22 protein-coding genes and 2 tRNA genes are annotated in these 20460 nt (G+C 47.4%); 13 read left to right on the forward strand and 11 right to left on the reverse strand.

Annotation, left to right across the window (positions count from 1 at the left end; genetic code table 11):
- Positions 1 to 19: 19 nt before the first annotated feature.
- The 3 genes from QUB24_RS27910 to QUB24_RS27920 form a co-directional block, all read right to left on the reverse strand.
- Positions 20 to 232: a helix-turn-helix domain-containing protein gene (locus QUB24_RS27910; RefSeq protein WP_332973393.1), complete on the reverse strand. Its 213-nt coding sequence runs from the start codon at positions 230 to 232 to the stop codon at positions 20 to 22.
- 31 nt (positions 233 to 263) lie between these two features.
- Positions 264 to 437, reverse strand: a complete 174-nt coding sequence (locus QUB24_RS27915) for a hypothetical protein (protein WP_333156847.1) — start codon at positions 435 to 437, stop codon at positions 264 to 266.
- Positions 438 to 457: 20 nt separating this feature from the next.
- Positions 458 to 541 (reverse strand) — tRNA-Leu (locus QUB24_RS27920).
- Positions 542 to 769: 228 nt separating this feature from the next.
- On the opposite strand from QUB24_RS27920, the gene accC reads away from it, so the two are divergent.
- On the forward strand, positions 770 to 2125 hold the full coding sequence (gene accC, locus QUB24_RS27925; protein WP_333156848.1) for an acetyl-CoA carboxylase biotin carboxylase subunit: 1356 nt from the start codon (positions 770 to 772) through the stop codon (positions 2123 to 2125).
- Between the two features lie 74 nt (positions 2126 to 2199).
- Here accC and QUB24_RS27930 read toward each other — a convergent pair whose 3' ends face one another.
- On the reverse strand, positions 2200 to 2484 hold the full coding sequence (locus QUB24_RS27930) for a YggT family protein (RefSeq protein WP_006634856.1): 285 nt from the start codon (positions 2482 to 2484) through the stop codon (positions 2200 to 2202).
- A gap of 124 nt (positions 2485 to 2608) precedes the next feature.
- Between QUB24_RS27930 and psbX the strand changes: the two genes are divergently transcribed.
- The 5 genes from psbX (at position 2609) to QUB24_RS27955 (ending at position 7856) form a co-directional block, all read left to right on the forward strand.
- Complete coding sequence (psbX, locus tag QUB24_RS27935; protein ID WP_190741405.1) at positions 2609 to 2728, forward strand: photosystem II reaction center X protein; 120 nt, start codon at positions 2609 to 2611, stop codon at positions 2726 to 2728.
- A 281-nt stretch (positions 2729 to 3009) separates the two neighbouring features.
- Positions 3010 to 3816, forward strand: coding sequence for a Ycf66 family protein (locus QUB24_RS27940; protein ID WP_333156849.1), 807 nt, complete (start codon positions 3010 to 3012; stop codon positions 3814 to 3816).
- 572 nt (positions 3817 to 4388) lie between these two features.
- A complete protein-coding gene (locus QUB24_RS27945) occupies positions 4389 to 5513 on the forward strand; it encodes a redoxin domain-containing protein (protein ID WP_333156850.1) in 1125 nt (374 codons plus the stop codon).
- Positions 5514 to 5623: 110 nt separating this feature from the next.
- Positions 5624 to 7075, forward strand: coding sequence for a trypsin-like peptidase domain-containing protein (locus QUB24_RS27950; RefSeq protein ID WP_333156852.1), 1452 nt, complete (start codon positions 5624 to 5626; stop codon positions 7073 to 7075).
- 160 nt (positions 7076 to 7235) lie between these two features.
- The gene (locus tag QUB24_RS27955) at positions 7236 to 7856 is read left to right on the forward strand and encodes a pre-peptidase C-terminal domain-containing protein (RefSeq protein WP_333156853.1); all 621 of its coding nucleotides are present in this window, start codon (positions 7236 to 7238) and stop codon (positions 7854 to 7856) included.
- A gap of 359 nt (positions 7857 to 8215) precedes the next feature.
- On the opposite strand, the gene QUB24_RS27960 is transcribed toward QUB24_RS27955, so the two are convergent.
- The 3 genes from QUB24_RS27960 to QUB24_RS27970 all read right to left on the reverse strand — a co-directional run bounded on the left by QUB24_RS27960 (position 8216) and on the right by QUB24_RS27970 (position 11205).
- Positions 8216 to 8404, reverse strand: coding sequence for a chlorophyll a/b-binding protein (locus QUB24_RS27960; RefSeq protein WP_333156855.1), 189 nt, complete (start codon positions 8402 to 8404; stop codon positions 8216 to 8218).
- Positions 8405 to 8498: 94 nt separating this feature from the next.
- Positions 8499 to 9515 carry a succinate dehydrogenase/fumarate reductase iron-sulfur subunit gene (locus QUB24_RS27965; RefSeq protein ID WP_333156856.1) on the reverse strand — a complete coding sequence of 339 codons (1017 nt, stop codon included), beginning with the start codon at positions 9513 to 9515 and terminating at the stop codon, positions 8499 to 8501.
- Positions 9516 to 10023: 508 nt separating this feature from the next.
- Positions 10024 to 11205, reverse strand: a complete 1182-nt coding sequence (locus QUB24_RS27970; protein WP_445300440.1) for an RNA-guided endonuclease InsQ/TnpB family protein — start codon at positions 11203 to 11205, stop codon at positions 10024 to 10026.
- A 340-nt stretch (positions 11206 to 11545) separates the two neighbouring features.
- Between QUB24_RS27970 and QUB24_RS27975 the strand changes: the two genes are divergently transcribed.
- The 4 genes from QUB24_RS27975 to QUB24_RS27990 all read left to right on the forward strand — a co-directional run bounded on the left by QUB24_RS27975 (position 11546) and on the right by QUB24_RS27990 (position 13604).
- Positions 11546 to 12094, forward strand: a complete 549-nt coding sequence (locus tag QUB24_RS27975) for an excalibur calcium-binding domain-containing protein (RefSeq protein ID WP_333156857.1) — start codon at positions 11546 to 11548, stop codon at positions 12092 to 12094.
- Positions 12095 to 12216: 122 nt separating this feature from the next.
- A complete protein-coding gene (radC, locus tag QUB24_RS27980) occupies positions 12217 to 12948 on the forward strand; it encodes a RadC family protein (RefSeq protein WP_190736147.1) in 732 nt (243 codons plus the stop codon).
- A 22-nt stretch (positions 12949 to 12970) separates the two neighbouring features.
- Positions 12971 to 13120 (forward strand): hypothetical protein, encoded by a 150-nt coding sequence (locus QUB24_RS27985; RefSeq protein ID WP_333156859.1) that lies wholly within the window; start codon positions 12971 to 12973, stop codon positions 13118 to 13120.
- A gap of 145 nt (positions 13121 to 13265) precedes the next feature.
- Complete coding sequence (locus tag QUB24_RS27990; protein WP_015176985.1) at positions 13266 to 13604, forward strand: DUF1815 family protein; 339 nt, start codon at positions 13266 to 13268, stop codon at positions 13602 to 13604.
- A gap of 201 nt (positions 13605 to 13805) precedes the next feature.
- Here QUB24_RS27990 and QUB24_RS27995 read toward each other — a convergent pair whose 3' ends face one another.
- Both QUB24_RS27995 and QUB24_RS28000 read right to left on the reverse strand, forming a co-directional pair.
- Positions 13806 to 13934, reverse strand: coding sequence for a hypothetical protein (locus tag QUB24_RS27995; protein WP_333156860.1), 129 nt, complete (start codon positions 13932 to 13934; stop codon positions 13806 to 13808).
- 504 nt (positions 13935 to 14438) lie between these two features.
- Complete coding sequence (locus QUB24_RS28000) at positions 14439 to 15485, reverse strand: endonuclease/exonuclease/phosphatase family protein (protein ID WP_333156861.1); 1047 nt, start codon at positions 15483 to 15485, stop codon at positions 14439 to 14441.
- A gap of 252 nt (positions 15486 to 15737) precedes the next feature.
- Here QUB24_RS28000 and QUB24_RS28005 point away from each other — a divergent pair, with 252 nt between their 5' ends.
- The 3 genes from QUB24_RS28005 (at position 15738) to QUB24_RS28015 (ending at position 19146) form a co-directional block, all read left to right on the forward strand.
- On the forward strand, positions 15738 to 16217 hold the full coding sequence (locus tag QUB24_RS28005) for a DUF4079 domain-containing protein (protein ID WP_333156862.1): 480 nt from the start codon (positions 15738 to 15740) through the stop codon (positions 16215 to 16217).
- A gap of 211 nt (positions 16218 to 16428) precedes the next feature.
- The gene (locus QUB24_RS28010) at positions 16429 to 18999 is read left to right on the forward strand and encodes a ComEC/Rec2 family competence protein (protein WP_333156863.1); all 2571 of its coding nucleotides are present in this window, start codon (positions 16429 to 16431) and stop codon (positions 18997 to 18999) included.
- Between the two features lie 60 nt (positions 19000 to 19059).
- Positions 19060 to 19146, forward strand: a tRNA-Ser gene (locus tag QUB24_RS28015).
- 148 nt (positions 19147 to 19294) lie between these two features.
- Here the strand turns inward: QUB24_RS28015 and QUB24_RS28020 are convergent.
- A complete protein-coding gene (locus QUB24_RS28020) occupies positions 19295 to 19588 on the reverse strand; it encodes a flagellar alpha dynein (RefSeq protein ID WP_333156864.1) in 294 nt (97 codons plus the stop codon).
- A gap of 9 nt (positions 19589 to 19597) precedes the next feature.
- Entirely contained in the window at positions 19598 to 19891 is a 294-nt protein-coding gene (locus QUB24_RS28025) for a hypothetical protein (protein WP_333156865.1), read from the reverse strand.
- Between the last annotated feature and the right edge of the window lie 569 nt (positions 19892 to 20460).

A 20460-nucleotide genomic window follows, 5' to 3' on the forward strand; every position in this document is an offset into this window, starting at 1 on the left:
CTATAACTGATAAATTAGTTCATTCTTTGACCACATCCATCAACTCCTCAATCAAAACATCGAGAGTGCGAGCTATCTTTTGAATGGATGTGATATCAACCGTTGCTAGTCCTTCCGATCGAGCATAGTGCCTGACTGTGCTGTACGGAACCTCGGATCGATCGGCAACATCCTTGAGCGTCCATCCTTTTTCGTCAGCCAACTCTCGGATTCGGAACCTAACTAACCCCATTCTACTTGACAAACGATCAGTATCTATGTTTTTAATTCAAACACAATTGTCGATCGACAGTTAAACAGTATTTTGTATAGTGCGGATCTGTCACAAGTTCGATCGCACTTAAAAATATCTGATGAATCCGCACCCTACCGTACTCGATCGACTTTCTCGAAAAACCACTCAATATAAAACAACTGCCGACAGCCAAAACCGTCAACAGTTGTTTTTTATATTCAATGCGGATGGCGAGACTCGAACTCGCAAGGACATATTGCCACACGCACCTCAAGCGTGCGCGTATACCAATTCCGCCACATCCGCTCTTTCTAGCAATCTCCGGGATTTTTGCGTTACCAGTTAAAGATTTACAGGTTGAGGTTCCTGACATTTAACTTGTAACTTGCCCTTTGACACCGCCGATTTACAATCATAGCACCACTACCAGCAAAATGTAAAATAAATTTTTGTGAACAATTTCTGGAAAACGATTATCCAGAACATACCGAAAGGCATTATTGTACAGAATATTGAGTGAATTAAGCAGCGAAGATGGGGTTCTCGAAAATTTTAATCGCTAATCGGGGAGAAATAGCTCTCCGCATATTGCGGACCTGCGAGGAAATGGGGATTGCCACGGTCGCCGTTCACTCCACCGTAGACAAGCACGCCCTGCACGTCCAGTTGGCAGACGAAGCCGTTTGCATCGGCCCCCCCACCAGCAGCAAAAGCTATTTAAACATCCCCAACATCATCGCGGCAGCCCTGACACGCAACGCCGCAGCCATTCACCCCGGTTACGGCTTCCTCGCCGAAAACGCCCGATTTGCCGAAATCTGCGCCGACCATCAAATTACCTTCATCGGCCCGTCTCCGGCAGCCATGCGGGCGATGGGCGACAAATCCACCGCCAAGGAAACTATGCAGCGGGTGAAAGTCCCCACAGTACCCGGTAGCGAGGGATTGCTGGCGGACGATCGCGAAGCTTTGTCGATCGCCCGCGACATCGGCTATCCCGTGATGATCAAAGCCACCGCCGGCGGTGGAGGCCGCGGGATGAGGCTAGTGAGAGAAGCATCCGAACTCCCCAAACTATTCTCAGCAGCCCAAGGCGAAGCCGACGCAGCCTTCGGCAATCCCGGACTTTACCTAGAAAAATTCATCGAAAAACCCCGGCACATCGAAATCCAAATCCTCGCCGACAACTACGGTAACGTCATCCACCTCGGCGAGAGAGATTGTTCGATTCAGCGCCGACACCAAAAACTCCTCGAAGAAGCCCCCAGCCCAGCCCTCAGCCAGAAACTGCGAGATCAAATGGGTCACGCCGCCATTGCCGCTGCCAAATCCATCAACTACACGGGTGCAGGCACTGTCGAATTTCTGCTTGACAAATCGGGCAAGTTCTACTTCATGGAAATGAACACTCGCATCCAAGTAGAACATCCCGTCACCGAGATGATTACAGGCCTCGACTTGATAGCCGAACAAATCCGCATCGCCCAAGGAGAAAAACTGCAAATCAAGCAAAACCAAGTAGTTCTCAACGGCCACGCGATCGAGTGTCGCATCAATGCTGAAGATCCCGATCGCAACTTCCGCCCTCACCCCGGCATAATCAGCGGTTATTTGCCTCCCGGTGGCCCCGGCGTGCGGATGGACTCTCACGTCTACACCGATTACGAAATACCCGCTTACTACGATTCTTTAATCGGTAAAGTAATTGTATGGGGGCGCGATCGACCGACAGCCATCCGCAGGATGAAACGGGCATTGCGGGAATGTGCTATCACTGGCGTTCCTACCACCCTCAGCTTCCACCAAAAAATTCTCGATTCCCCCGAGTTTCTCAGCGGCGAAGTTTACACTAATTTCGTCGAACAGTTCTTGAACCACAATAGTCATTAGTCAGTTGGCAGTTGGCAGTTGGCAGTCAACCGCCAACAGTCAACCGCCAACCGTCAACAGTCAACCGCCAACTTCTACATCATCATTGTCAGCAGCCCTTGCTGACCGAGAATCATTTCTCGCAGCAAGCTACAGATACCCACCCAAATAATCGGCGTAATGTCCACCCCGCCGATCGGCGGTACAATCTTTCTAGTTACGGCTAAAAAAGGTTCCGTCGGCCAAGCAATCAGACTCAACGGCAACTTGCTCAGGTTCACTTCGGGATACCAAGTCAGGACGATCCGAAAAATAAACAGCAAGGTCATCACGACTAGGACAGAGCCCAGAATCCAACTTGCAACGGTAATACCAGTCATGGGTCTTATCTCGAAATTTTAAGTTTTGTTAAGTCAGCCCTTCATAATTTTAACCGTTTGACAGGTGCGATCGAAAGTATAAAATTAATAAAAATCAAATTGTTGTAACAAAGGCTTTGAATCTATGACTCCTTCTCTCGCGAACTTCTTGTACAGCCTGCTGGTGGGCGTGGTGGTAGTAGTGATTCCAGCAACGATCGCCCTGATCTTCATCAGCCAAAAAGACAAAATCAAGCGCACCTAAAAAGTCAGCGGGTTTCTAAGTCCGGCGCTGCAAGTCAATTGTGGGCTACACGTCGGGCATTTCCCCGATCCGAGAAACCTCGGCTGCCAGCAACTGTCAAGGCAAAACCTTCAGTTGACTGCCAAGCTGAGGTTTTTTCCCGTTAAACTCATTATTATACTGACTTCCCAAGCTGAAACCCTGACCGGACTCTGCCCCAGAAAGCACAGTCGGGCTGACAGACTTAATGATAGATGTAAAATCTAACTCGCTAACATAGGAAAGACATAGGAGATAGGCTAATGGTCAATTTAGGATTGAACTGGAGCAGCCTGTTAGGGATTATCCTAGCAGTAGCAGGGGCAGGACTGTATTTTCTGCGATCGTGGCGTCCCAAACTAGCTCGAGACCACGATATTTTTTTTGCAGCAGTCGGCTTGCTGTGCGGCGGTATTCTGTTATTTCAGGGGTGGCGGCTTGACCCAATTCTGGCATTCGGTCAATTTCTGCTCACCGGTTCCGCCATATTTTTTGCAGCAGAAAGCATTAAGCTGCGAGGAGCGACCACAGCCCAAGCCAAAAGTCGCGCCCAATACGTAGATGAAGACCGACCGGTCAGCAACGCCTACGGTTACGACGGCTACGATGCCGACATGGAACAGCTAGAACCAGAGGAAGACTATCCGCCCCGTCCCCGCATCAGAGGCAGCCAAGACTACCGTTCTTCTCGGGAAGCCTACGACGACGAACCCCGCCGCCGCCCCTCGAATCGCAACGGCAGCGTTAACACCGGACGGCCCGATTCGGGCGATCGAGCCTCGCGCAAACGTCCCTCTCGCCCAGAAGCCCCGCAAACCCAAGAGTCTGACAACTGGGACGTTTCAGACAACCCCGAAGAAAGACCGACCCGCAGCAGCAGTCGCCCCCCTGCTTCGGAAAACCGCAGTTCCGATACCCCGCCGAGAACCAAAAAACGCCGTCCTACGGAATCATCGAGGTCTCGCCCCAGCAACCGCGACGTGGAAGCACCGCCGTCAGACTACGTGGAGTATCGACCTGTAGAATACCCGGAAGACCAACCCGATAATTCCCCCAGTTTCGACAAATAGGCAAACACTAAGTAGATGGGTGAAACTAAACTTTTCTCGTACCCGCAGGCAAAAAAATAAGTTGCGTTTATTGATGCCCATCTACTTATTCTTCAGATATTAAAATGATTAAAAAGACTGTAAATTGCCAGTGTGAAACCCCAGACCAACGCAGATATACACAAATAAAAGCTAATTTTTTTTTTAATTTATTTTGACAATCAAGCATCCAGGATACAAGCCCCCGGATTCATTCCGAAAGCAGACTCAGGACGGCTCAATAAAAAACCTGTATCCGATAAAGGAGTCCCCGAATTTATTCGTGGGGTCAATGCTTCATTTTTTTAATCTCAGGAATTAAAATTAAATAACTTAGAATGCGTGATGGTTCTTGTGGGATGGGCGTCCCGCCCGTCCAGAAAGGGCGGGCTATAAGCCCAACCCTACTCCCCACTTTCAAGAGTGTAAATTATTTAATTCGCGATCCTAAAATCTAAAATCTAAAATCTAAAATCGATTGACCTACCGAACCTGTGGAACTAATCCACAAAATAATAATCTAAAAATAAAATCCCAAATCTCAAATCAGCAAGATGCCATTACTCGAAATAGGAGATCCGGCTCCCTGGTTTTCCGTTCCTTCTACAAATAACCCCTTATTTCATTTCTCAACTGTTGGCGGCCGGCGAGTCGTACTGTTTTTCTTTGCCAGCGCAGCTTTTGAACAAATCCAAGTTATCCTCAAAAGCTTTCAAGAGCTTTCAGAAGAATTCCAAAGCTTGCAAGTACCGCGGTTCGGAGTGAGCGTTGACCCAGCAGACAAAGAACAAAACAGACCAACCACAATTGCTCCGTCATTCCTTTTTTTCTGGGACTTGGATAAAAAAGTCAGTCAGCAGTACGGTGTTTTCCGAGATGTCGAAGAAAATGGAGTTGCCGGAGTTTACTATGCACCACAAACTTTTGTTCTCAACGAAAACCTTCAGGTAATTAATATTTTGCCGATGGGCGAACCGCACCAACACGCCCAGCAAGTATTAGATTTTCTCAAAAGTTTGCCCCCAATTGAGGAAGCCCGAGCAGCCACTCGCCACGCTCCGGTGTTGGTAATTCCTAACGTTTTGGACAAAGCATCTTGCCGCAGTTTAATCGATATGTACAAAACTCACGGTGGCAGTCCTTCCGGCTTTATGAGGCAAATAGGCGGGAAAACAGTTGGTCTGCACGACGACACTTTCAAGAAGCGCCGAGATTTCTTTATTGAAGACCCGAAGTTACAGCAGCGATTGAGTGCGATTATTTGGCGCCGGGTGCGGCCGGAAGTAGAGAAAGCTTTTCAGTTTACAATTACCAGGTTTGAGCGGTATTTGGTGGGCTGTTACGATGCTGACAGCGGCGGTTATTTTCTGCCGCACCGCGACAACACTAGCAAAGCTACGGTGCACCGCAGGTTTGCGATGACGCTAAACTTGAATGTGGGAGAGTACACGGGGGGATTTTTACGGTTTCCCGAGTACGCGCCGCACGGTTATAAAGGGGATTGTGGCACGGCGATTATTTTTTCGTGTTCTTTGCTGCATGAAGCGACGCCGGTGATTAGCGGCCAGCGTTTTGCTTTGCTGTCTTTTTTCTACGGCAATGAGGATGCCGAGGTACGACAAGCTAATTTTAAGTATTTAGCTGCTGATTCAGATTCCCGAATTGGAGAACCGGCGTAAGGAATGTCACTACCGTGGTGCAAGTCCTAAAATAATTAGAGAAGGTAGTTAGCGGTTAGCCACAAAACCTAATTCCTAGCTACCCATCGCTAAATACTAAATCGATCGCCATGAATTTCAAACTTCTAAGTTTAGCAGTATCGGGAATTTTAACGGTTGGGGTTGCAGCCAGCGCCAGTGCGGTTGTTACGACATCCCCTGTGCGGCAATCAACAGATTTAACAGAATTTAACTCGGTGCATTCCCAGGGCGCGATCGCCCAAAATGTCGAAGAACAAACCAATATTCGAGTCTACGAAAAGGCTAGTCCGGCGGTTGTTACCGTTGATACAGATAAATCTAACGGCAGTGGCACAATTATCAGCCCCGACGGCATGGTGTTAACTAACGCCCACGTTGTTTCGGCAGGCGGTACCGTCAATATCATTTTGTCAGACGGCAGAAAACTTGTCGCCGATGTCATTGGATTCGGCGAAGAAGGTCTAGACTTAGCCGTGGTGAAGATTCGCGATCAAAACAATTTGCCCACGATTCCTTTAGCCCGTCCCGGTTCGGTGAAAGTCGGGCAACAAGCATTTGCGATCGGGAATCCCTTCGGTCAATTTCAAGGTACTTTTACAGTCGGAATCGTCAGTCGCATCGACCAGCAGCGGGGCTTAATTCAAACCGACGCCGCCATCAATCCCGGCAATTCAGGAGGCCCACTGCTCAACAGTTCAGGAGAATTAATCGGCGTCAATACTTCTATTTTTACTCGCGGTCGGGGTGGAGGTAATATCGGTATCGGTTTTGCAATTTCAGCAGACAAATTACCCGCTTTCCTGACAGCGGTGCGAGAAGGGCGGGCTCCCCGCGTGGCTCAAGCCCGATCGCCCTTTGGTGGCAACAAATCACCTCAAAAAGTTGCGTTAAACGGGCCCGCCGTCAGTGGCCTCCTCACCGACAAGTCTAGCGTTCTGCCCACCGACAACAGCTTTTTTGACCTCTACTCGTTTGAGGGAAAAGCGGGCCAGCAAATCACAATAGAAATGAAAAGTCAAGAAATTGACCCTTATTTAATTTTGCTCGGGCCCAACCAGCGCGAAATCGCACAAGACGATGACGGGGCAGGCAGTAAAGACGCCAGAATTACAGTCAGGCTGCCAGCAGACGGGACTTACACGTTAGTGGCAAATTCCTACCAAGCTAAGCAGTCAGGGGCTTATACGTTAGAACTGAAAGCGAGTGCTCCTACCGCGCCTTCTCGGGCGATTTTGCAAGAAGAAGGCGCTTTAGTTGCAGGCGGCCCAGTATTGCCGTCTGACAACAGTCTGTATCGAGAGTATACTTTTGAAGGTCGATCGGGTCAGTCTGTAGCCATTTCCCTCGAAAGTACAGATTTCGATCCCTATGTGGCTATCTTTGGCCCTAACGGCCGATTAGTGGCAGAAAATGACGATGGGAGCGATTCGACTAAAAATGCGTTTCTGACCGTTACTTTGCCCGCTACGGGTCGCTATCGCGTAATTGTCAATGCTTACGATGCTTCGGGCCGGGGTCGTTACACTCTAACTGTCCGGTGAAAATTGGGCATGGGGCATGGGGCATGGGGCATGGGGCATGGGGCATGGGGCATGGGGCATTGGTAGCACCTAACAAATAACTCATGACTACTGACTACTGACTACTGACTACTGACTACTGACTTCTTCCTTCCTTCTTCGTTGCAAACCGAGGTAATTCATGCGTCAAGTTAGATTTTGGGCGATCGCGCCAATTGCTCTGGTAGCTACTTTTTCTGGCAAGCCGACTGTCTCGCCGCCAGTTTCAAATTTAGGTGGAGTTGCTAACAGTAGTTCCACCCTCATTGCAGCAGAATTTCCTCAAAATTTAACTGATCCGAAGCCTGCTGGCAAGGCGGTTTTAGCTCAAGCAAGCCCCAACCCGTCACCATCACCACAGAGTTCGCCAACTCAGAGTCCAACTTTAGAACCTCGGCCGAGTCCTGATGCGGGTTCATCTAAAGTCCTTTTAGAGCAAAACGGAGAACTCAGCCCTGCTAAGTCTTCTGTACTGCCCTCGGACAGCAGTTTGTACGATGAGTATACCTTTGAAGGGACTCAGGGTCAGAAAGTGGTTGTTACCGTAGAAAGTACCGAGTTTGATACTTATCTCGCTATTTTCAACTCCCAGGGCGAGCTACTTGCAGAAAATGATGATGCAACGCAGCAAAATTCCAATTCAGAGATTTCTGTTACCTTGTCTGCGAACGGTCGCTATCGCGTCATTGTCAATGCTTACGATCCGCCTCCAAAAGGTAGAGGCAAGTACAGTTTAACCGTCCGTGAAACAACTGGAAATTAGTTTGATATCATGTCCGCTCGAACGATTAAAAGGGCGGGTTTTTGAGATTGTCAATTATTGGCAGATATTTTTCGTGAACCCGCCCCTACCGTATTAGGGGTCATCGACCGAACAGAATATGAACTAAACTTCGGAGTCAGGGCACGGCAATACCGTGTCCCTATAATTCAAGGACGATCGCACTACAAGCAACTGCGATCGACTTTGGTAAATTCATATGTTTGTATGCCACTATAAATGTTATAACTTTTTACTTCTAATAATTTGATAAAGTGTATTTCCAATAACTATTAAAAATCCAATGGAAGCTGAAATATAGATAATTTTTCAGCTTCCATTTTTAATTAATTTTGATTAATTTAACGCAGACCCAGCCAGGTGAAAAAATCCTGGCGGGTGAAGAATTCTAGCAGCAAAAGTCCCACGAACCCCACCATCGCAAATCGTCCGTTGATTTGTTCCGCGTAGGCATTCCACCCAAACGTTGGTTCGGGTTTTGGGGTATTTGGGGTTGTCGGTTTTGGAGATGGAGGAGTTTGAGCAGTCATTTAAAAGTTTTAAGTTTCGAGTTTTGAGTGATGATTTTTGGGAAGCTTTGCGATCGCACAACTTGTAATTTACCAGGAAAAGGACAGCCGATCGCTAATCTGCTGACTTTTCTAAACTTTGAACCGATTCGATCAGATTTCGCACCGTTTCGGTACCTTCTGAAGGCTCAAAAAACAGCGGGAACTTGCCGCGAGCGATCATTCTCAAACCCAACGGGCCCAGACTCAGCAAACCTTTAACGTCGCGGAAGTAGTTTCCTACTACTTCGATGCCAAATTTCCGCTCATCTATCCAGCCACCTTCTTTGACAAGATCGATTAAAACTTTGCGGTGGCGGATCGATCGACTGGCTTGGTCATCTTTGCGATCAAGAATCTCCTGTTTAATCTTACCAATTTGATCCATCGGCGCAACTTCCATCGGACAAACCGAGTTGCAGTAATAACAGCGGGTGCATCCCCAGACGCCTGCGGTGCCTTCGTTGTATTTTTCGAGCCGATTTTCGGTTTCGCTGTCGCGGGAGTCGGCGATCGTGCGGTAAGCTTTGGCGAGGGCGTGGGGGCCGACAAATTCCGGGTTGACTTCGCGCGCGTTGCACTCAGAATAGCACGCGCCGCAGAGGATGCAGTTGCCAGTTTTGTCGAGTTTCGATCGCTCTTGTGGAGTTTGCAGAAATTCGCGTTCTGGAATTGCTCGCGAGGCTGTGCTGACATAGGGTTCAACTGCTTCTAGGTTGTCCCAAAAACTGGTCATGTCAACAACCAAATCTTTAATGACCGGCATATTTCCCATTGGGGCGACGGTGATTTCTGGGATGAAATCGGTAGGCATTTCTGCTGAGCTGGAATCAGCTATTTTTTGCAATCTTGCCAGTTCGCTGGCCACATTTTCTTTGCAAGCTAATGCCGATCGACCGTTAATTCGCATAGAACAACTGCCGCAAATTGTATTGCGGCAATTTTTGCGAAAAGCTAAAGTGCCGTCGTGTTCCCACTTGATGCTGTTGAGGCAGTCGAGGATGGTATTGCTCTCTTCCACATCTAAGGTGTAAGTGTGAACCCGGGGAGCCTCGTTTTGATTTTGGCGCACTACGTTAAAGCGGACTTTCATATTTTGAGTAAGGAATTTAGTTTCTATTTTAAGCTGACTTTTCTGGCTCTCTCGAAAGCTATTATTTTTTTTAACACCTACCTAAAGTTAGACATTTAACCAGTTTTATTATTGCTTAATAAGAGGCAATAAGTCCAAAGTCATAAATTCTAAATGATAACTTTTTTAAGCGGATTTTGGGAGATATTAATTGGAGATAAAAGTAATTAATCGCTGCAATTCGCTAGTCGGAGGTGCGTGATGTCCAGCTTGTTTGTATTAACTTTTATGTTTTCCACACCGGCTTTTTGTCTGGGTCTGCTAAATCCTCAATGGGTGGGACAGGGAACTCGCCAGCGATCGGCTGCCTTGTACGGCGGCTTGATGGCAGTTTCGTTCGTTTTGCTTGGGGTTATAGCACCTAAAGCGCCACAACCAGTTTCATCGGGGCTGCTGGCCTCAACTGAATGGCCAGAATTTAGGTTGACACTCCCGGGCCTAAAGGCGAGGGGATTCTTTGTTCACAGACTCAACTTGCTTGCGACAGGATTTCTCCAGCCAAAGTAGTGGTCGAATCTCCCAAAGCGTTCGGGTCTTTGACCCAAGTTCCGGTATGCCCTACCGTACTCAATGCCCTTTTCAGAATGTTAATCGCGGCGTTCCAATCCCTATCCATAACAAATCCGCATTCACAAGCGTGAGTTCTTACGGATAGGGATTTTTTGACGATTGCCGCGCAGTTAGAACATTTTTGCGAAGTATAAGCAGGATTGACAGCAACCGTTACCCTGCCAAACTTTACTCCAAAATATTCCAACCACTTTCTGAATTGATACCAACCAGCATCATTAATTGATTTAGCGAGACAGTGATTCTTTACTAGGTTTTTAATCCTCAAATCTTCGTAGGCGACCAAATCGTTAGATTGGATTACGCAACGCGCCAGTATCTTAGCATGTTCTTCCCGCTGCCTACTTATTTTGAGGTGTACTCGCCCTAATCGATTAATTGCTTTCTTTCGGTTGGTAGAGCCTTTCTTTTTGCGAGAAACACGGCGTTGTCTAAACTTCAGCCGCTTCTCACTCGTTCGATAAAACTTGGGATTTGGTTCAGTGTGGCCATCGGAGTCTGTATAAAACTCTTTCAACCCTACATCCAATCCAACTGTTTTACCTGCTGGCGTTGTATCTACTTTGTTTTCAGCACTGATTGCAAACTGAACGTAGTAGCCGTCAGCACGACAGATTAAGCGAACTCGCTTGATCTGATCGATTTGGTAGAAGTTGAGATCCCATGTCCCTTTTAGTTTGAGCTTGCCAATTCCCTTTTTATCAGTGAGTGTGATTTGCTTCCGAGTTTCCGAAAGTTTCCAACCGCTGACTTTGTACTCAACAGACCGACTGTTTTTCTTGAAAGTCGGATAACCTTTCTTTCCGGGAACGGCTTTCTTGCAGTTGTCGTAGAACCGAGCAATCGCAGAATAAGCCCTTTCTACAGAAGCTTGGCAAGCACTAGAATTCAAATCTTTGACAAAGGCAAACTCTTCTCTGAGCGCAGTGCTGTGACGGTACAAGTCTTTTTGCCCTACTCCTCGGTTGTCGAGCCAAAATCGGATGCACTTATTCCGAACGAATTGAGCAGTTCTGATTGCCTCGTCTATTGCTGCGTACTGATTTGGTTTGCCTTTAGCCTTGAATTCTAAAACGAACATCTTACGTGAGAACTCGCTACGCGAAAAGTCTAGCACAAAGCCGTCCTATAAGGACGGGGCTTTAAACCCAAGTTTTTGGTAAATCATAGGGATTTGTGAGTTGGTCGGCAGATAAATAAGCAAGTTAACTTGTCAGGACTTACGCACAGAGATTAAATAACTCAGGTTGTTTAAACAGATATCCTTCGTGCTTCACCTCGTATTTGGGTAAAATAAACCCGGTTTATGCGTCCTGGATTACTTCTATTTTTTACGGGTATAAAGTCGCGATGTTTAATTTTTTCGTCTTAAGCTTTCTCTTGTCGATACCTGCCTTATTTCTGGGTATTGTTAATCCGAAATGGGTACACCAACCCGCAAGCGATCGGCCGCGATGTACGGCGGGTTGATGGCGGCTTCGTTTGTACTTGTTGGCGTCACCGCACCCAATCCGTCTCAGGAAGTTTCGGTGGCGCCTCCGGCCCCAACCGATCGGCTAGAATCATCTCAAACCGCTAAGCCATCACCGCTTTCGGCAGTGCAGACACCCAAGCCGGAGACTGTGAAAACGCGGACACCAACACCGAAACCTGCAATTTCTCCTGCCGCACCTGCACTTGCCAAACCAGAGCCCGATCGCAAATTGCCATCTTCAGTCAAATCTGTTGAACGAACCGCAGAGATTGCTCTTGATGCACAGCAGCCAAAGAAAGATACCAAGAAAGTTATTGACGAGTCTTCTAAACCAAAGGTTAAAAGTGCCGATTTTCCGAGTTGCGTTAACTCGGATTGCAACTGTTCTGACTTTGCGACTCAAGCTGAAGCGCAGCGAGTTTTAGAGGCATATCCGGGCGATCCTTTTAAGCTCGATCGAGATCAAGACTCGATCGCTTGTGAAACGCTGGGTTAGATTTGATCTGCCAAAATCCTCGGTTAATGATGAAGGCTTTTTTCGGTGATTGTACGAATTGAAGAAGGCAAATCGATCGGCTAAAATTGTCTAATTGTTGAGCTTGCGGTGCGGGTGCAGCTATGACTTACAGCTTGAGAATTGTCGATTTGCCAACGAGTGAACGGCCACGGGAACGGTTGATGGCGGGTGGCCCGAAAAGTTTGGCGACTGCAGAATTGATTGCGATTCTCCTGGGTACTGGTCAGGGACCCGGCAAGCTTTCCGCCGTCGGGCTCGGACAGTATATTTTAAATCAGTTGAGTTTGCACCACCGTGATCCTTTGGCTGTGCTACGCACTATTAGCGTTCAGGAGTTGACGCAGATTCACGGGATTGGCCCTGCCAAGGCAACTTCGATTTTGGCGGCGGTGGAGTTGGGGAAGCGGGTGTTTCAGTCGCGGCCGCCGGAAATGGCTGTGGTTGACTCTCCGCAAGCGGCGGCGGATGCCCTGAGTCAGGATTTGATGTGGCAGTCTCAGGAACGTTTTGCTGTGGTGTTGCTGGATGTAAAAAATCGGCTGCTGGGTACTCAGGTAATTACAATTGGCACAGCAACGGAAACTTTGGCTCACCCACGGGATATTTTTCGCGAGGTGATCCGCCAGGGGGCCACGCGGGCGATTATCTCGCACAATCACCCCTCCGGGATTGTGGAACCAAGCCCGGAGGATATTGCTTTGACGCGACAGTTGCTGGCGGGAGCGCAGTTTTTGTCGATTCCGTTACTGGATCACTTGATTTTGGGGAATGGCGATTTTCGGAGCTTGCGGCAGACGACTACGCTTTGGGACGAGTATCCCCAGGGTGATTGAACTCTTATACTTAACTAATTTCATGGCTATCATTAGTTATTTGTATCTTTGGGCTCTGCGACGGCTGAATCACCCTTTACAGCAGGCAAATTTTCCGGCTGGAGTCCCCCGCGATAGCCTGTTTTGGCTGAATGTCGCTGCTGATACTGCGTTTCGAGCACAACTCGGTTAATGTAGTATAGGTAGGCTGAAGAGGTCGCTAATCCGATTTTTTTTGAGCATACTAAACGTATACTGAACCAGCACCTAAATACCCACTTATTAAGAAATTATTAAATGGGATGTAAAATACACGGTGTGGTGATAGGAGGAGAACTGTGTTTCTGAGACTTGCAGAACAACACCGTAAATTCGTTCAAGATTTGGTAATGAACCTCCAAGCTTTAGCGATCGTGCTAGAGCATCGGGGTTATCTGGCATCCTGCTACACTTGCGGGGGTCAGATGAACAGTGCCTCATTTATGGTCAGTTTGACGGACAACCATCTGATTCGATTTTTAGTGTCAGATTACGGTATCACTTGGACTGAGATGCGGGACGACCGCGAACTCATGAAACTAGAAGGTGCAGAAGCGATTAATCAGTTACAAGAACTGGCAAATCTCGTAAAGTATCAAATCCAACCTTCGGAAGCTACTTTAGCGACGGCGCAGTGAGTGTAGCGATTGCACGGTTCCGAGGAAGGCGACGCAAGAAAGTCAGTGCTTGTCTGCTAAAACAGAATCCCCAGCAAGTTAGTTGAGAGGGTTCATTTAGGTGCACAGCGATGGCTGCTCAACAGCCAAGGGTGCTATCAGGGTGCCTTGAGACAGTTTAGCGATCAGTCGATCGAAGTGAGCCTGGGCAGACGGCATACTTTATGCCAGAAGTCTCAAACTTGGAACCTCTAGTTTTTTTTCAGCAGTTGGTTCTCCCTTGAGAGCGATTAGCAAAATGTAGAAGTGGGAGTGTTCGTCGGCTGCGATGTTAATTTCTAACTTTGGCATTCAAAAGTCAAGGAATTGAAATTAACTTTGAGCAGGCAGGTAGGATTTAACATCCAGAGTGAGAATGAGGCTGTGAAGATTGGGTGAAGCGCAGACCCAGGGCTATGGCATACGGGCGATTCAGCAGTCAAGTGCAAAGCCAGTAAGGCTTAATTCGAGCCATTCGTCTGTGCTTGGTTGAAAACATCTTCATTTGTCTAAAATTCCCTGTTTGTATAATCGCGCATTCCATGAGACTGTTGGCGAATCAATACTTTGTTTCTTTGGGGGGTTTAATAATGAACCGCCAAGACGCCAAGTACGCCAAAAAGGAAGAAGAAAGAGGAAGAAGGATAGAAAAATTAATTGCGGGGAATTATCCGGACACGATCTAAGAGGGGTGCGACGGGAGCAAATGTGAGGAGTCACCCTTCACGGATTCGCCAACAGCATCACGCTCTTCGCCCCGATCTTAAATTGACACCAATGCCCTTGTGGTCGCCCCACCAAAGTGTTGCCAACCCCCTACACTCGTCCAAATTCCGGTTGCATCCCCAGTTGGGCCGACACCGGCAGATGCTCTGAACCGATTGGCGGTAAAACCTTGGCTGATTTTGCCCCCCAGTGGTGAGAATACCAAACATAGTCAAGCCTCACCAGGGGAAAAGTTAATTTCCAGTTTAACTGTTTAACCAGTAAACTCAGATCCCACCCGTGAGGAAAAGTAAAGCCAAAACCCACTCCTGCTGTTCGGAAAGCATCTTGCATAACCGCTTTCAAATAATAGTAGTCTTGAGACTGGTCAGTCAGATTAAAGTCCCCGGCGGCAATAGTCGGCAGCGTTTCTTTTTGGAGTCGCCGCACTAAATCTTGAATTTGTGCCGGTCGGTCGCCGTACTCGTAAACTGGGATTTTGAGGAAAGGCAAAATTTTATGCTGGCGAAACCACGGTGGGGTTGTTGAAATGTTATAAAGAACTACATCTTGCTGGTTCATTTCGATAATAGCTCGTTCTTGTGGTTCGTTCCCACCGGCTAGCCGTAACTTTTGGAAAGAGCGAATGGGATATCTGCTGAGAATCACATGGTATCCGCGCCCCAGGTGGTGCGGGTATAATGCGGCCAACTTAGAGAATACTTCTTTGGCGTAATCCTCCTTAATTTCTTGCAAACAAATGAGGTCGGGTTTTTCTTCCTGAATTAGATTAATCAAGGCTTGTGGGGATTTGTGATGCCAGCCGAGGTTGAGAGAAAAAACCTTGAGCGTTGGCGGGGAGTCACTGATGTTCGCAGGCTGGGGAGAAAAGTAGGTGACGTGTAGCCAACCCAGCAGGCAGAGGCTAGCCACAGATGAAACAATCGCGAACCAGCGTTTCTTTATGAGAAAAAACCCTAGAATTGGCAGCAGGAAGATTGGCAAGAAAATCCAAGGAACAAAATCCCCCATCAAGGCAACCGGCCACAACCTGTCCCAAAAGATCAGTCTCAGAATCAGATAGCCGACAATCAGTGCTGAGTAGGCGTAGGCGAACAGTTGAGCAATTCGCTGCAAAAATCGGTAAGGCTTAATCATAGCGCCGTCTGCAATAGCATCCTCTTACTGGTGTGGGGACAAAAAACTGGATACTGCTCAGCTCAAATTAACTGAAATGGCAGATACCCTACTGAGGCTAGGTAATACACTTCTCCTGTGTCCGGCTCTTTTATTTTATACAGAGTTTTGGCTGGAAACAGTGATTGAAAATCACGATCGGTATATTGCTATTTAGAGTAAGTTGTTGGTTAAATCAAAATTAGCGATCGCAAAGTTAGGAATCTCAAGCAAATGATCAATCTCAGCGAACTACTAGAACCCATCGCCAGTCAATTTCGCAGTCGGGGAATTCCCGAACCAATTACCCATTGGGGACACCCTGTAATGATGGGGATAGTGGTGGTGGCGATGGGCAGTTTTGTCGGGTATACGGGATGGCAGGGACGTTTGGCCGCCGATAAAGATGTCGCACTCAAAAGTCGCTCGGATCACCGCAAGCTTGCACCGTGGATGTTTTTGTTTCTAGCTTTGGGCTATACAGGCGGCTTGCTGTCGCTGGTGATGCAGCACCAGCCAGTCATGGAAAGTCCGCATTTTTGGACGGGTTCGGCAGTGCTGGTTTTACTGGCTGTTGGCAGCTTGATTTCGCTAACGGGTTTTGGGGGCAATAAGCTGGCACTGCGCGCGGTTCACGCTTATTTAGGCACGACGGCTCTGGCACTTATGGTGCTGCACGCGGCTTTCGGTTTAAAATTGGGGCTGTCTATTTAGAAAAGGAAGAGGAAGGGGAAGGGGAAGGGAAAGAATGTAAGGAAAGAATTTTTGCCATAACTTACGCACAGGTAGCCAGAAACCGGATTTTTTACCCAAGTTCACGGCGTTTAGCCCTTTACCCCGGCTGAAAAACCCGGTTTCTTTCGTAAGGAGTGCATAAGTCCCGCATAGGTTTCCCTGAAATATTCCCCCTCTAAATTGCTAATTAATGAATCAAGCAACGGGTGTCATCTTCTGTCTTGCCTACATTTTGGGATTGATTTCTACAGCGGTTTCTTGGGGTAGATACGCGATACTTGCTTTGGGAATAGCGGTAGCGATCGCCCTGCCGAAATTGTTGCGAAAATATACTAAAAATTCTGTCAAAGTTACTAAGAAAAGACGCAGCCGACAAAAAGAAAATGCTCTTGAAGAACCCTTAGATGCGAGGGAAGAGTTGAGTTTGTTGGAGATGCTGCCGAGAGCGAAATGGGTGTGGGCGGTGGCGGGTTTGCTGGCATTTCTAGCTAGTGTTTATTTTGCAGTTCGATCGCCCCAACCGGCAATAGATGACATCAGCAAACTGATTCCGGCGGTTGGAAACACTCAAGAAGTGGCAGTGACAGTTCGCGGTAGAGTTGTCAGTACGCCTCGATTGACTCGATCGGGTCGATCGCAATTTTGGCTAGAAACAGATTTAGTTAGCGAAATCAACGGCAGCGAGGGAGGAGCAGTCGTAAACCGCCCAGTATCCGGCAAACTCTACGTTACAGTTCCCCTGCTGCAAGCAACGGGTTTGTACGCCGACAATACGATCGCAGTTGTGGGTTCCTTGTACAAACCGCAGCCACCGTCGAATCCGGGGGCTTTTGATTTTAAAACATATTTAGCCAGAGAAGGAGCTTTTGTAGGGCTAAAAGGTCGTCAAATTGACTGGAAGAGAGAAAAGGCGATCGCGGATGTAAATCGAGTTAACAGCCAAACGGCTGCTTTCTTGGAACCAAGCGGGATGCAGCCATCGAAAATTCAAGCGATGCGGCAGCGGATCGTGCGATCGCAACTATCGCAGTTAAATGTTCCCGAAGGGCCCTTGATCAGTGCGATCGCCCTCGGCAAACAAGCGGTAGATTTACCTTACAACATCCGCGACTCTTTTGTCCAGGCTGGATTGGCCCACGCGATCGCAGCTTCCGGCACTCAAGTTTCGATGGTTTTGGCTTTAGTTCTAGCTTTAACCAGGCGTTTTTCCAAACAATTACAATTTAGCTTTGGCGTCGGTGCTTTATTTTTGCTTGTGGGATTAACCGGCTTTGAAGCTTCAGTATGCCGCGCCGCTTTAATGGGATTTGGAACATTATTTGCTTTGGTGCTGAACCGCCAAGTTAAGCCGCTGGGATTGCTGTTAATTGCTGCTACTATTTTACTGCTGGTTAACCCTTTGTGGATTTGGGATTTAGGTTTCCAACTGAGTTTTTTGGCGACTTTGGGGTTAATCGTGACAACGCCGCCACTGATGGCAAAATTGGACTGGATGCCGCCCGCGATCGCTTCGATTGTTGTGGTTCCGATCGCCGCTTCAGTTTGGGTGCTGCCGCTGCTACTTTACGTTTTTAGCGTGGTATCACCTTACAGCATTTTAGTCAATATTATTGCGGCTCCTTTGCTGTGGATTTTGAGTATTGGGGGGATGGTTAGCGCTTTAGCTGGATTGATTTTTCCGCCGGCTGGCAGTGTTTTAGCACAACTGCTGGACTATCCGGCAAAGGGGTTAATTGCGATCGCCCAATATTTCTCGCAATTACCCGGTAATTCTGTAGCTGTCGGTCAAGTATCGGTGTTGCAGCTAATCGCGCTTTACAGTTTAATTTGCTGGGTTTGGATTGGGGGAAGAAGGAAGAAGGAAGAAGGAAGAAGGAAGAAGGAAGAGGGAAGAAGGAAGAAGGAAGAGGGAAGAAGGAAGAAGGAAGAAAGTAGAGTTGTGTCGCTGCCGAGTTTTTCATCTGCTTGGATTTTACCGCTGGCGGTGGTGGCGGGAATAAGTATCATAGTTTTGCCAGCTTGGCACGTTCAATCCTCTTTATTTCAAGTTACTTTGCTGGCGACATCTGGTGAGCCTGTTTTAGTAATTCAAGATAGGGGAAAAGTGGCGCTGATCAATAGCGGTGATGAAAATACTGTGAGGTTTACAGTGTTGCCTTTTTTGCAGCAGCAAGGAGTTAATTCTGTGAATTTTGCGATCGCCACTCACGGTCATTTAGGTTTGAGCAGTGGTTGGGGAAAATTACTAGAACGCTTGCCAATTAAAACATTTTATGATAACAATGCTCCGAAACAAATTCACCGTGGCAGCAATCAGGAATTTATATCGGCTGTGCAATCTCGCCAAGGCGTTTACTTTCCTTTAGAAACTAACAGTACAGTTGATCTGGGTGCGACGCGGTTGCAGTTCGTGAATGCGGAGATTCCGGTGGTAGAATTCCTGGTGGGAAATCGAACTTGGTTGCTCATCGGTGAAATGACACCGGAAGCGCAAAAAAAATTGGCAGCAACGGGAACCTTGAAGCCGGCTCAAGTGCTGTGGTGGTCGGGAAAAACCCTGACGGCTGAGTTATTGGGCGCAGTGGGGCCGCAAGTGGCGATCGCCTCTGCTGACGAAATCGACCCAGAAACCGCAGCCCAACTGCGCCAAAGCAAAACCCAGATTTTCTGGACAGGGCGCGACGGAGCCCTGCTGTGGACTCCCGCAGGGGGATTTAAGACCACTTTGGAATCTGAAGAAAATCAAACTTCTTTTTTATAAAGATTTACAATCTGGCACACTGTGCGGTAAAATACTTTTAGCTCACATCTCAAATCAATTGGAGAGGTGGCAGAGCGGTTGAATGCGGTAGACTCGAAATCTACTTTAGGGGTAACTCTAACGTGGGTTCAAATCCCACCCTCTCCGTACATTCCTTACTCCACAAGGCTTTGATGCTATCCGCTTTTTTAGCCATCTGTGCAATTTATCGGCAGTGGTATATAAGAGTGGTATATAAACCGCTCCGGTATATACCACTTTTTGCTTTAACTCCACCCCTTCTCCGGGCAATCGGTCAGGACGAAAGTATTTCTAAAATTACCTCCATGTCTGCCGGTTCGGCCCTCGACTTTTTGCGCTGCGCTCTTAACTGGTTGAGTAAGTCGGCTGGCTCTGGAAACTTTGCGACGGTCGGAGCTGAGTTTTTATTTGCTTCCCGATCGCGCCGTGCTTCTTTGAGCTCTTGCTCCAACATTTGAACCTTCAGCCCCAAATCGCCATTGCGCTCGTGTAACTGATTCAGTTCTGTATCCCATTCTGCAAGTTGCTTGTTGGCCGCTTTCAATTCCTGCCGCTCGTGATTCATCATTGCCGTCACTCAGGCACTCAATTTTCCCAGCCTTTCCTCAATCCCTGCTAATTTAACCGCTAGCAGAGTGTCTAGCTTTTTGTCTAGCAATTTGTCTAGCACTGGTTCGATGTCCGAAATTTCGGACACTTGTGTTTGATGTTGAATTGGCGGCGCTGATATTGCCTGGTTGGCTGCTTGCTCTAAAGTTCGCACTACCCAAGCATTGACGCTCAATCCCTCTGCTGCTGCGACATCTTTAATGGTTTCGAGCAAGTCACGGCGGCCGTCCAATCTCAAGTTAAGCTGTACTCTGTCTGTCATGTCTAGTCATTGTCTAGTAGCAGTCTAGTTAAATGTTAGCATTTTGTCTAGTATTTGTCTAGTGTATCTAGTATTTCTAGAAAATTTGCGTCACTTGTCTAATATATGTCTAGTGCGTGTCTAGACATAAAAATCCCCCAGTTAAGGCTGGGCTGTTTCATTCTCTTATTTTAGCTGTGCTAAAATAAGAGAATGAAAACATTAATGTCCGACTCAAGCGCTAAAAATCAAACTATCAATTTTATTGATAGTTGAATAAACCGTTTTCCTTGCTCTCCTTGGGGTTGAAAACTTTATTTTTATAATTTTGAGCGGATTATGGAGCTAATATACAATTTTAACTGAGTAAAAATATGAGCTTTTAAAATTCATAGTTTAGCCACCTTTGCCCGATTTTTAATGATTAAAAGCCTAAAAATCGGTAAAAATTAAGAGCAATGGTTGTCATAACCGATAAATTAGTGACTGCTGTGTAGTTATGTCGAGGCCAAGTAAGTAGGTAGGTGTAAAAAAACCAAAGTATGTTAAGATAAGTAAAGAGTCGAATTAAATTTACAAAACAAACAAAT

The organism is Microcoleus sp. B9-D4 (assembly GCF_036705105.1).
Lineage (GTDB): Bacteria > Cyanobacteriota > Cyanobacteriia > Cyanobacteriales > Microcoleaceae > Microcoleus.